This window comes from Methylovirgula sp. 4M-Z18, from assembly GCF_037890675.1.
Lineage (GTDB): Bacteria > Pseudomonadota > Alphaproteobacteria > Rhizobiales > Beijerinckiaceae > 4M-Z18.
Genome location: NZ_CP149574.1, coordinates 436,942 through 449,252, shown reverse-complemented (window position 1 = coordinate 449,252; position 12,311 = coordinate 436,942). Strand labels below are relative to the sequence as shown.

Sequence of the window (12,311 nt, the reverse complement as noted above, 5' to 3'; positions counted from 1 at the left end):
AAACGCCATGGCGCAATCGTTCAGGATCGGCGACGATTTTGTCGCGGAACAAAATCGCAAAGGCGCTGCGGCGCTGGAGGAAGATTATGCCGCGCTCGGCCGGCAATTCGCGCGGCGCGGCATCGACATCGAGGCACTGACCCGTGAGGTCGGCGCGTTCGCCGTCGCCGTACCGACCTGGGGCGTCGGCACCGGAGGCACGCGTTTCGCCCGTTTTCCCGGCACCGGCGAGCCGCGCGGCATCGCCGACAAGCTCGAGGATTGCGCGACCATCCAGCAACTCACCCGCGCAACGCCGAGCGTCTCGCCGCATTTTCCCTGGGATAGGGTCGAAGACATGAGCGCATTGCGCGAGCAGGCGGCGCAATTGGGCCTCTCCTTCGACGCGGTCAATTCCAACACGTTTCAGGATCAGAAGGACCAGAAACTTTCCTACAAATTCGGTTCGCTCAGTCACACCGACAAAGCGGTGCGCGAGCAGGCCGTCGCGCATAATGTCGAGTGTATCCGCATCGGCGAGGCGCTGGGCTCCAAGGCCCTGACGGTCTGGATCGCGGACGGCGCCAATTTCGCGGGGCAGTCGAATTTGACTCGCGCCTTCGACAATTATCTTGCCTCCATGCAGGAGATTTATGCCGCGCTGCCGGGCGACTGGCAGGTGTTCATCGAGCACAAATTCTACGAGCCGGCCTTCTATGCGACGGTGATCGCCGATTGGGGTTCAAGCCTGATGGCGGCGCAGATCTTGGGCGACAAGGCCAAATGCCTTGTCGATCTTGGCCATCACGCACCCAACGTGAATATCGAAATGATCGTCGCGCGCCTGGTACGCGCCGGCAAGCTCGCGGGCTTTCATTTCAACGACTCGAAATATGGCGACGACGATCTGGATTCGGGTTCGGTCGATCCGTTTCGGTTGTTCCTTGTCTTCAATGAATTGGTGGATGCGAAACAGCGCGGCGCAGCTGGCTTCGCGCCGGCCTATATGATCGACCAATCGCACAATGTCACCGATCCGATCGAAAGCCTGATGGGCAGCGCCATCGAATTGCAGCGCGCCTATGCGCAAACACTGATCGTCGACCGGGCGATGTTAGGCGAGTTGCAAGAGGCGAATGATGCGCTTGGCGCGCATCGGGTATTGAAACAGGCCTACAATACCGACGTCTCGCCTGTTCTCGCCATGGCACGCCTGCGGGCGGGCGGCGCCATCGATCCGATCGGCGTGTATCGCGCCGCCGACTATCGCGCGCATAAAGCGAAAGAGCGGCCAGTGAGCGGTATCGCGGCGGCGGGGATCGTTTGATCCATGGCATGTTCCCTTCTCCCAAGGCTCCGCCGCGGGAGAAGGGTTCGCTCGGCACTCACCCCTTCTTCGGCTCGACATGCCCGCCGAAGCCTTTGCGCATCGCCGACAGCATCTTCTCGGTAAACGTGTGCTCCTGGCGTGAGCGGAAGCGGGCATAAAGCGACGCGGTCAGCACTTCTGCCGCAACCGATTCGTCGATCGCCGCCTGCACCGTCCAGCGCCCTTCGCCGGAATCTTCCACATAACCGGAATAGCTCGACAGATCGTTGTCGTCCGCAAGACCCTGCGCCGCAAGATCGAGCAGCCAGGATGAAATCACGCTGCCGCGCCGCCACACTTCGGCGATGTCGGTCATGTTCAAATCGAACCGGTGATCTTCGGGAATAGCGGCGCTGTTGGCGTTCTTCATGATGTCGAAGCCCTCGGCGAGGGACTGCATCATGCCGTATTCGATGCCATTGTGAATCATCTTGACGAAATGGCCCGAGCCGCTCGGCCCGCAATGCAGGTAGCCCTGCTCGGGGCGCGGATCGCGACCGTCGCGATGGGCCGTCGGCAGGGCATTGCCCTTGCCGGGAGCCAGCGAAACGAAAATCGGATCGAGGCGGTCGACCACATCCTTGTCGCCGCCGATCATCAGGCAATAGCCGCGCTCCAGGCCCCACACACCGCCGCTGGTGCCAATATCGACATATTGCAAATTCTTCGTCCGCAATTCTTTGGCGCGGCGTACGTCGTCTTTCCACATCGTATTGCCGCCATCGAGGATGGCGTCACCCGGAGACAGGACGGTGCTGAGCTGATCAATGGTCTTTTCGGTGATCTCGCCCGCCGGCAGCATCACCCACACATGGCGCGGCGCCGCGAGCTTGGCAGCAAGATCGGCAAGATCGCTCGCCGGTGTCGCCCCTTCCGCCGCCAAGGCTTTGACGGCACCGGGATTGGCGTCATAGACGACACAAGTATGACCGTGCTTCATCAGGCGGCGCACCAAATTGCCGCCCATACGGCCCAGACCAATCATACCAATCTGCATGGGAAATCTCCGATCGCAGGTAAAGCTGGCACGGAAGGTCGAGGACCCGCGCGGTAAAGTCAATGCCAGAAACGGAGGATGCCCCACAGATCAGTGGGCCCCCCCGCGCGTCGTCGCGACGGCTTGCTGGAGAAGCGCGTGCAAAGTCGCCGGATCTTCGGGAAAATCCGCGTCCACCCACATGCCTTGCGCCTTCTGCAGCGCCTCGCCGACGGCACGGCCGCTCAACCCCTGCGCCATGACATCGGCCCCGCCGAAGGGCACGGTCCGGCTCGTCAGATGCGCCAGATAATCGCGGGCCCGAGCCCAGTCCTCCACCGGCCCTGTACTTTCGGCAAACGCAAGATCGAAGCCGTCCAGCACAGCCTGCCGGCCATGCGCGAAATGCAAACGGCGTAGTGCGGTTGGCGAAGGCGGTCGCTCCGCGCCATGCAGCTTGGCCAAAACGTCCGCGGCAAAAGCCAGTCGTTGCGTCTCTGCATTGGAGAGGCGCAAGACATGACGCAAGCGCTCGGCATCTTCACGCACCTGCACAGCCAAAGCGCCGAGACGCAGCAGCGCGTCGGCGTCGCCACGCGCGATCAGCCAGGCGACCCGCAGGGGCTGCGCGATGCCCGCTAAAATCAGATTGAGGAATCCCGCCTTATTGCATTCGCGCAGCACCGGCAAGCATCTGTCAGTGGCAAGAAGCTTCAAGAGCTCGACGCGAATGCGCTCTTTCGATAATTGCGCGAGGCCATGACGCGCGGCGATGGCTGCATCAAAGCCGGCGCGGTCGAGCGGGCCCTCGCCATAGGTCGCGTGAAAGCGAAAGAAGCGGAGGATACGCAGATAATCTTCGCGAATACGAGTCAGCGCATCGCCGATGAAACGCACGCGCCGCGCCTGCAAATCGTCAAGGCCGCCGGTATAATCGAAGATTTCGCCATCGGCATTGCAGGACAGAGCGTTGATCGTGAAATCGCGCCGCAAGGCGTCCCGCACGAAATCGCGTCCGAAGGCCACGACCGCATGCCGGCCGTCAGTGGCGACATCTTCGCGCAAGGTCGTCACTTCGAAGGAGTGCCCCTCGACCATCACGGTCACGGTGCCATGCTCGATGCCGGTCGGAATGGGCCGCAGGCCGGCCGCCGCAACGCGCTGCATGACGCGCTCGGGCCGTTCCGTCGTGGCTAAGTCCACATCCCCCGGAGGCAGGTCCAAAAGGGCATTGCGCACCGCGCCGCCGACGACGCGCGCCTCTTCGCCATTCTGGTTCAAAACGGCGAGCAGCCGCCGCAACGGCTCGTCATTCAAAAAAGATGCGGTGATGCGCATCAATGTTCGTCCATATGGCCCGGCACGAGGCGGCCGTTTTCGACATGAGCGGGATGATAAAGTCCCTGGCGATGGCTCGCCAGGAAGCCGATGGCGACCATGCCGGCGATCACCAAAGCGAGCCCGCAGCAGGTGAGCCAAGCAAGCCGGCCGACCGTCCAATGCTCCATCGCCAGGGGATAGATCTCGCGCAAATTCAGCCAGGCGAAATAGGCGGCGAACGGCGCGAGAAACAGCACGGAGACTTCGAGAAACGCGCGTCCCATCAGAGATAAAGCCTCTCATAGAGATTGCGAATGATACCAGCCGTCACGCCCCAGATGTAATGATGCTCATAGGGAATAGCGTAGAAATGCCGCAGCATACCCTTCCATTCGCGCGACAGGCGCTGGTGGCGCTGCGGATTCATCAGAAAATCGAGCGGTGCTTCGAAGACCGAATCCACCTCCTGCGTGTTGAGGCGCAAATCCGCCTGCGGTGCGACCAAGGCGACGAGCGGCACGATCCGGAAGCCCGTGGTCGTCAGATAGGTCTCGAGATAGCCGAGCGGCGTGATTGCACCGCCCGCGAGGCCGATTTCCTCGAACGCTTCGCGCAGAGCCGCAATCCGTGGCGTTTCACCGGGATCGATCTTGCCGCCCGGGAAGGCGACTTGGCCGGAATGATCGCGCAACTGGCTGGAGCGGTGCGTCAAGAGCACGCCCGGCCCGGTTGCGCGCGCCACGATGGGAATGAGCACCGCCGCCGGCTTGGCGTCGGCAGCATGGCTCTCCAGCGGCGAAATGATGCCAGGGCTAACCGTGTGATCTCCGCGTTCGGGCATGAAACCCGGATCGAGCGCGCGCTCCTGCGGTTCAGTCAGCAGCCGCATTTTGACGCGGGCGAGGAAATCCGGCCAAAAGCCGAGCTCAAGCTCCGTGGTGGCGCTCATGCCGATACTCCGATCTCGTCGGCCGGGACCATGGGGAAGAAGGAGCCGGCGGATGCCACGCCGAACATCCGCGTCCCGTCGATCTCGCGCACCTCGCCTAAGTCTACGAGATCGTAAAACAGCGCCCGCTTCACCAAGGCCCAAAGATCGGCGCGCACCCGAAAATAGGGCTTCAGCCCCGCCGACGCGCCTAGCTCGAATCGCAGCGGATGGGCGGCGTCGATCATGGTCCAATCGTCGACATTGGTGCGAAAATGCAAAGTTTGCCCCTTCTCACCCTGTTCGACCCGCATTTCGACCCCCAGGAACGGGGCGTCGTCCACAACAATTCCGACCCGCTCGACCGGCGTCACGAGCACGTAACGTTCCGGATCTTTGCGCAAAATCGTCGAAAACAGGCGTACCAGCGCCGGCCGGCCAATCGGCGTCTTCTGGTAGAACCAGGTGCCGTCGGCGGCGATCCGCATGTCGATATTGCCGCAATCTGGCGGATTCCACAGATGCACTGGCGGCAAACCATGCTTTCCTGTCACAGTCGCGGCCCGAAGCAACGTGTCAAAATGCTGCATCGATCCGGGCGGGTTTAATCCGTTTGCCGGCATGTCCGCCATAATCTCGCACCTTTCGTCCCTGACTCTGCTGCTCGACATTCAAGCTGGTGACTCTAATCTAGTCGCATGAATTTGAAACAAAAGCCTTAGGCGGTAATAGGAGAACTTATGAACGCCGATCCCAAAACCGCCATGAATCTGGAAACCGCCGCCGCCAAACAGGCCGAACTCACCCTGGAGCGGGTCGGGCAGGCGAAAAAAGCCATCGCGAGCGTGATTTTCGGCCAGGACAAAGTGGTCGAAGAGGCGCTCGTAACCCTGCTGGCCGGTGGCCATGGCATTCTGGTCGGCCTGCCGGGCCTCGCGAAAACCAAGCTCGTCGAGACGCTCGGACTGGTGCTCGGCCTCGACACGCGGCGCGTCCAATTCACGCCCGACCTGATGCCCGCCGATATCCTGGGCTCCGAAATCCTCGATGAAGTGCCGGGTGGCCGCCGCTCGTTCCGCTTCCAGAAAGGCCCGATCTTCGCGCAATTGCTGATGGCGGACGAAATCAACCGCGCCAGCCCGCGCACCCAGTCGGCCTTGCTGCAGGCGATGCAGGAATATCACGTGACGGTCGCCGGCGAGAGCCATGACTTGCCTAAGCCGTTCCATGTGCTCGCCACGCAAAACCCGCTCGAGCAGGAAGGCACCTATCCCCTCCCCGAGGCCCAGCTCGACCGCTTCTTGATGCAGATCGACGTCGGCTATCCCGATCGGGCGGCCGAGCGCCGCATCCTCATCGAGACCACCGGCGAAGCCAATGTGAAGCCGGAAGCGGTGATGAGCGCCGAAGACCTGATGAGCGCGCAGCGCCTGGTGCGCCGCCTGCCGGTCGGCGAGAAAGTGGTGGACGCGATTCTCGACCTCGTGCGCAATGCCCGCCCCGGCGAGGGCGACCCCAATATCACCAAGCATATTGCCTGGGGCCCCGGCCCGCGTGCCGCGCAGGCTTTGATGTTGGCCTCGCGCGCCCGCGCGCTGATCGGCGGCCGCCTGTCGCCGTCGCTCGACGACATTGCGGCGCTGGCCGAGCCCGTCCTGAAACACCGCATGGCGCTGACCTTCACCGCGCGCGCGGCCGACGGGCAAACGATTGTAGGACTCTTGGGCAAGCTCGTCGAAAGACTGGGTTAACATATGACTGGTGCCCGCCTTCTGGCACGCTCCGACGCCGCGCTGCAGCAGCGGCATCAACACGACGCGCTTGATCTGGCGGGGCGCCTGCCTGGCTTGTTGCTCGAAGCCAAGCAGATCGCCGCCAGCGTCGTGCATGGCGTGCACGGCCGCCGCCGCGCCGGCATGGGCGAGAATTTCTGGCAGTTCCGGCCTTTTGTCTCCGGCGAACCGGCGCAAAATATCGATTGGCGGCGCTCGGCCAAGGACGACCGTGTCTACATTCGCGAGCGCGAGTGGGAGGCGGCCCAGAGCGTCTGGATCTGGATGGACATGTCGCCGTCCATGGCCTTCGTCTCGAAAACGGCATTGGCCCCGAAAATCGACCGCGCGCTGGTCCTCGGGCTTGCTCTTGCCGACCTCCTGGTGCGCGGCGGCGAGCGCGTGGGCATTCCCGGCCTGATCCGGCCGATCGCGCATCAGCAGATTGTCGAGCGCCTGGCGCAGGCTTTGATCATCGACGCGAAATCCAAAACCGCCCCCGACGAGTTGCCGCCGGGTGAAGCGCTGGCGTCACTCTCCCAAGCGGTTCTGTTCAGCGATTTTCTCTCCCTGCCGCAAGAGATCGCCCGCCGCATCGAGGCCATGGCGATCCGCGGCGCGCAAGGCCATCTCGTCGCCATTACCGATCCGGTGGAGGAAACCTTTCCCTTCAGCGGCCACACCGAGTTCAGCGACGTCGATTCCCCCGCCCGCCTGCGTGCCGGTCGGGCCGAGGATTTTCGCGAGGATTACAGAATGCGCCTTGCCACCCATCGCGACGCGCTGCGCGAGGCCGCCCAGAAACACGGCTGGAGCTTCACCGTGCATCACACCGATCGGCCCGCTTCGGAGGCCTTGCTGCGCATCGCGATGCGGCTTGGCGCCAAACCTGTCGTGGGGACTTAAAAGCGATGCTCGGGCTCCCCCTCGCTTTCACCGTGCCGGCCGTTCTGCTGTGCCTCCTTGGCCTGCCGGTCCTCTACTATCTCCTGCGCATCACGCCGCCGCGGCCGGAACAAGTGCCCTTTCCGCCGCTGAAGCTCATTCTCGACCTCAAGCCTAAGGACGAGACGCCGGTCCGCACGACGTGGTGGCTCCTCTTGCTCCGCCTCGCGCTGGCGGCCCTGCTCATCCTGGCGATGGCCGGACCGATCTGGAACCCGCGCCACATCCTCACGCCCGGCAGGGGTCCGTTGCTGGTGCTGCTGGACGACGGCTGGCCGGCCGCGCCCGATTGGGCGACACGGATGACGACCGCGAGCGACCAGATCGGCGCGGCGGGCGCCGAGAACCGCTTGACCGCTCTGGCATTGACCTCGGACGGCGCCCGCGACATTGCTCCCGACGACAGCGCGAAACTGGTCGAACAATTGCGCGCCCGCAAACCGCAGCCCTTCGTGCCCGACCGCATGGCGACGCTCGGCGCCGTGCAGAAGTTCTTAAGCGCGCATTCGGACGCCAATATCGTCTGGATTTGCGACGATCTCGACGTCGGCGGCGGCCGCGCTTTTGCAGCCGCTCTTGCCGCAGCGTCGCCGCATGTCACGGTGCTGACCGGCAGGCACGCCGATCTTGCCATCGCGTCGACCGAAAATGCCGCAGCGGGCCTGACCGCGCATCTCCTGCGCCGCGACACCGGCGGCGTGCAGAGCGGCAAACTCGTAGCGCTCGATTTGAAGGGCCTGTCGCTGGGCGAAGCGCCGTTCGATTTCGGCACGGCAACGGAGACGCAAGCGCATTTCGACCTGCCGATCGAATTGCGCAACGAGGTGAGCCGCGTCGCGATTCGTGACGAGCATTCCGCCGGCGCAGTCTCCTTGCTGGACTCGCGCTCCAAGCGCCGCCGGGTCGGCATCGTCACCGGCACGTCGGCCGACGAGGCGCAGCCGCTCTTGAACCCGGCCTATTATCTCACCAAGGCCCTCTCGCCCTTTGCCGAAGTGCGCCAGGCGCATGGCGACGAAGACCCGATCATTTCATTGCTCGACGAAAATGTCTCGGTGCTCGTGCTCGCCGACGTCGGCGTGACCTCGCAGGCGGCGCATGACCGGCTCGTGAAATTCATCGAGGACGGCGGCATTCTGTTGCGCTTCGCCGGGTCAAGGCTCGCCGCCGCCGATGACGATCTCATTCCCGTCACTTTGCGGCGCGGCGGTCGCATCCTCGGCGGCTCGCTCTCGTGGGACAAGCCCAAGCAATTGCAGACCTTCGACAAGGACAGCCCGTTCTTCGGCCTGCCCGTGCCCGCCGATGTCACCGTGTCGCGGCAGGTTCTCGCCGAGCCGGAGCCCGGCCTTGTCGGCAAGACCTGGGCGGCGCTGAGCGACGGCACGCCGCTGGTGACGGAAGTCAGCCGCGGCAAGGGCGTCATCGCCCTTGTCCATGTCACCGCCGACACGGGCTGGTCCAACCTGCCGCTCTCCGGCCTGTTCGTCGACATGCTGCGGCGGATCGTCGATCTTGCCGGCACGACTGCCGTCGCGCCGGATGATCCGGCCAAAGCCACCGCCGCGGGCGTCCAGAAGGACACGGGCGCCTTGGCGCCGCATCTCATCCTCGACGGGTTCGGCGTGTTGGGCGCGCCGCCGGTCACGGCACAATCGATTCATGCCAATGACACGAACGTCGCCTCGCTCGATCATCCCCCGGGCTTTTACGGCCCGACCGCGGCGCTGATCGCCGTCAACCCGCTGCAACCGAACGACACGTTGAAACCGCTCGATCTGTCCAATCTGTCCCTGACGCGCAATTCCTTCGAGGAGGATCATCCGATCGATGCGAAGCCCTGGCTCCTGTTGGTCGCCGCGCTTCTCGCCTTGGCCGACGCCTTGGCCTCGTTCTGGTTGTCGGGCGCCTTCCGTGGTCGTCTGCGGACGGCCGCCTCCGCCCTGGCACTGATCGCGATTCTCGCGCTGCCGCAGGCCTTTCCGCACCCGGCCCAAGCGCAGACACAGGCGCAGACGGCGCCGGGACAACAGAATCTGCCCGCCGTTCCGCCGCGCGACATGGACGCTGCATTGCAGACCCGCCTCGCCTATGTGGTGACGGGTGATCCGCAGGTCGACGAAATCAGCCGCCAGGGGCTCACCACTCTGTCCTGGGTGTTGCAACAACGCACGTCGATCACGCCCGGCGATCCGATGAGCGTCGATCCGGCGCACGACGATCTCGCCTTCTATCCAATCATCTATTGGCCCATCGTCGCCGGCCGGCCGCAGCCGTCGCAGGAGGCCATCACCCATATCGCCGACTATATGAAGCGCGGCGGCACGGTGATTTTCGACACGCGCGACGCGCTGACCGCGCGGCGTGACGGGCCGCCGACGCCGGAAGCCCTGTGGCTACGGCAATTGCTGAGCGGCGTGGACGTGCCGGAATTGGAGCCCGTGCCAAAGAACCATGTGGCGACGCGCACCTTCTATCTCATCGACAGTTTCGTCGGCCGCTACTCCAACGGCGAAACCTGGCTCGAAGCCTTGCCGCCCGAGACGCCGGATGAAGCCAACAGGCCCGCCCGCGCGGGCGATTCCGTCTCGCCGATCCTCATCACCCAGAATGATTTGGCCAGCGCCTGGGCCATCGACCGCATGGGCCAGCCGCTCGTGCCGTTGACCCCTGGCGCCCCTGCGATGCAACGGGAAATGGCGCTGCGCGGCGGTGTCAATCTGGTAATGTATGCGCTCACCGGCAATTACAAGGCCGATCAGGTGCATGCGAAGGCGTTGATTGAGAGGCTTGCCCGCTAATGACAAGCTTCCACCTCTCTTTCGCGCCCCTCCTTCCGTGGGCCTTCGTCATCGCGCTTGGCGTTGCGGCCGTCGTCATCATCGCGCTCGGCATCTGGACGCGGCGGCGCGGCACGTGGTGGCGGGCGCTTGGCCTGATCGCCATCCTTTTTTCGCTCGCCGAGCCGCGCCTCGTCCGCGAGGATCGCAAACCGCTCAAGGACATCGTGCCCGTGGTGCTGGATGTCAGCGGCAGCCAGACGATCGGCGAGCGCACCGCGCAGACCAACGCGGCCCGCGCCGCGCTGGAACGCGCCTTCGCTAATCTGCCGAATGTCGAGCCGCGCTTCATCACCGGCGGCGAGGATTCGGGCGGCAACGAAGGCACCAAGCTCTTCGCCGCCTTGAAAGATGGCATCGCCGACGTGCCGCCGGACCGGATCGGCGCCGCCATTCTCGTGACCGACGGCATCGTGCACGACATTCCGAAAAATGCCGATGCGCTCGGCTTCAAGGCGCCGATCCATGCGCTGATCACCGGACACGAGGGCGAGCGCGACCGGCGCATCGAACTGATCGAAGGTCCGCGCTTCGGCATTGTGGGACAGGATCAAACGATCGTCGTGCGCGTGATCGAAGCCGGCACCAACAGCCAATCCCCCGTCGACGTGGACGTGCGGCGCGATGGCGAAAAGCTCTTTACCCGCTCCGCGATGCCGGGAGAGGTTTTGCGCATTCCCGTGCACATCGACCATGCGGGACAGAACGTCTTCGAACTCGAAGTCGCGAGCCTGCCTGACGAGCTCACCACGCTCAACAACAAGGTGGTCGTGACGATCGACGGCATTCGCGACAAGTTGCGCGTGCTGCTCGTATCGGGTGAACCGCATGAGGGCGAACGCGCGTGGCGCAATCTGCTGCGCGCCGACGCCAATATCGATCTCGTCCATTTCACGATTCTGCGCTCACCCGAGAGCGCCAACAACGTGCCGCAAAATCAGCTCGCGCTGATCGCCTTCCCGACGCAGGAATTGTTCGAGCGGGATATCGAGCATTTCGATCTCATTATCTTCGACCGCTATTCTAATCAAAGCCTGATCCTGCCGCCGCAATATCTGCAGAACATCGCCGATTACGTGCAGAACGGCGGGGCTTTGCTGATGTCAGTCGGTCCGGAATTTGCGAGCCCGCAAGGACTTGCCAACTCGCCGATGAGCGTCATTCTGCCGGGCCACCCGGACGGCCAAGTGCTCACGCAGGAATTCCGCCCAGCGGTGAGCGATGACGGCCCCAAACATCCGGTCACGCGCGATCTGCCCGGCTCTGAGTCCTCGCCGCCGCAATGGGGCGAGTGGTTTCGGCAGATCGGCGTCGGCGACGTGCGCGGCAATGTGTTGATGTCGGGGGTCGACGGCAAACCCTTGCTCGTGCTCTCGCACGAAGGCAAAGGCCGCGTCGCCTTGATGCTGTCGGACCAGATGTGGCTGTGGGCGCGCGAATATCAGGGCGGCGGCCCGCATCTCGAACTGATGCGGCGCATCTCGCATTGGCTGATGAAGGAACCGGAGCTCGAGGAGGAAGCCTTGCGCGCCGCCGTACAGGGCCGCAACATTTTCATCGAGCGCCAGAGCCTGAAGGATGGCGTGGGCACAGTGAAAATCACGGCGCCTTCAGGCAAGGAGGACAGCCTTGCATTGAGCGCTGCTAGCCCCGGCCTTTGGAAAGCGCAATATGCCGCGGCCGAACTCGGCCTCTATAAAATCAGCGACGGCGAGCACAATGTGCTCGCCAATGTCGGAGCCGACAATCCGCTCGAATTCCAGGACGTGATTTCCAACACGCAGATGCTAAAATCCCTGGTCGAGGAGACGCGCGGCACGATCCGCCGCATCGACGACGGCCACGGCGGCATCGCCATGCCGCGCCTGATCATACAGGATGAGGCCTCGACCTTCGGTGGCAGCGATTATATCGGCGTGCACCACACCGGTGCGAGCGTGATCGCCGGCGTCGCCGTGACGCCGCTGGCGCTCGGCTGGAACGGCATTCTCGTGCTGCTGGGCCTGATTCTGGCCGCTTGGCTCTTCGAGAGCGGCCGCGCCGCGCGCGACCCGTAACGTCGATCGGTCTCGAAAATGTGATGAGCCAGGCGCAGACATGACTGGCTGCGCCGGTGCGCTGGATTAAGCTCGCATCCAGGGCTCGCGCCATCATCAATACCGCGCGCCAGTAAGGGGCGAAT

The 12,311-nt window shown here is 63.9% G+C and carries 10 protein-coding genes; 5 read left to right on the top strand and 5 right to left on the bottom strand.

What is annotated here, in order from left to right; translation table 11 throughout:
- Window positions 1–7 precede the first annotated feature (7 nt).
- Window positions 8–1,306 (top strand): L-rhamnose catabolism isomerase, encoded by a 1,299-nt coding sequence (gene rhaI, locus V9T28_RS02025; RefSeq protein WP_116400545.1) that lies wholly within the window; start codon window positions 8–10, stop codon window positions 1,304–1,306.
- A gap of 58 nt (window positions 1,307–1,364) precedes the next feature.
- On the opposite strand, the gene gnd is transcribed toward rhaI, so the two are convergent.
- The 5 genes from gnd to V9T28_RS02000 all read right to left on the bottom strand — a co-directional run bounded on the left by gnd (window position 1,365) and on the right by V9T28_RS02000 (window position 5,195).
- Window positions 1,365–2,345 (bottom strand): phosphogluconate dehydrogenase (NAD(+)-dependent, decarboxylating), encoded by a 981-nt coding sequence (gnd, locus tag V9T28_RS02020; protein WP_116400544.1) that lies wholly within the window; start codon window positions 2,343–2,345, stop codon window positions 1,365–1,367.
- Between the two features lie 90 nt (window positions 2,346–2,435).
- Window positions 2,436–3,662, bottom strand: coding sequence for a CCA tRNA nucleotidyltransferase (locus V9T28_RS02015; protein ID WP_116400543.1), 1,227 nt, complete (start codon window positions 3,660–3,662; stop codon window positions 2,436–2,438).
- A complete protein-coding gene (locus tag V9T28_RS02010; RefSeq protein WP_116400542.1) occupies window positions 3,662–3,928 on the bottom strand; it encodes a DUF6111 family protein in 267 nt (88 codons plus the stop codon). The genes V9T28_RS02015 and V9T28_RS02010 overlap by 1 nt, the downstream gene beginning before the upstream one ends.
- Window positions 3,928–4,593, bottom strand: a complete 666-nt coding sequence (locus tag V9T28_RS02005; protein WP_116400541.1) for a CoA pyrophosphatase — start codon at window positions 4,591–4,593, stop codon at window positions 3,928–3,930. Before V9T28_RS02005 ends, V9T28_RS02010 begins: the two co-directional genes overlap by 1 nt.
- Window positions 4,590–5,195 (bottom strand): DUF1285 domain-containing protein, encoded by a 606-nt coding sequence (locus V9T28_RS02000; protein WP_116400753.1) that lies wholly within the window; start codon window positions 5,193–5,195, stop codon window positions 4,590–4,592. Before V9T28_RS02000 ends, V9T28_RS02005 begins: the two co-directional genes overlap by 4 nt.
- Before the next feature lie 117 nt (window positions 5,196–5,312).
- Here V9T28_RS02000 and V9T28_RS01995 point away from each other — a divergent pair, with 117 nt between their 5' ends.
- From V9T28_RS01995 to V9T28_RS01980, 4 genes are read left to right on the top strand one after another with little or no spacing between them, the layout of a single operon-like run.
- Window positions 5,313–6,323 carry an AAA family ATPase gene (locus V9T28_RS01995; RefSeq protein WP_445242143.1) on the top strand — a complete coding sequence of 337 codons (1,011 nt, stop codon included), beginning with the start codon at window positions 5,313–5,315 and terminating at the stop codon, window positions 6,321–6,323.
- Between the two features lie 3 nt (window positions 6,324–6,326).
- Complete coding sequence (locus V9T28_RS01990) at window positions 6,327–7,250, top strand: DUF58 domain-containing protein (protein WP_116400540.1); 924 nt, start codon at window positions 6,327–6,329, stop codon at window positions 7,248–7,250.
- A 5-nt stretch (window positions 7,251–7,255) separates the two neighbouring features.
- Window positions 7,256–10,090, top strand: a complete 2,835-nt coding sequence (locus V9T28_RS01985; protein ID WP_116400539.1) for a DUF4159 domain-containing protein — start codon at window positions 7,256–7,258, stop codon at window positions 10,088–10,090.
- Window positions 10,090–12,186, top strand: a complete 2,097-nt coding sequence (locus V9T28_RS01980) for a hypothetical protein (RefSeq protein WP_116400538.1) — start codon at window positions 10,090–10,092, stop codon at window positions 12,184–12,186. Before V9T28_RS01985 ends, V9T28_RS01980 begins: the two co-directional genes overlap by 1 nt.
- Window positions 12,187–12,311: the final 125 nt, after the last annotated feature.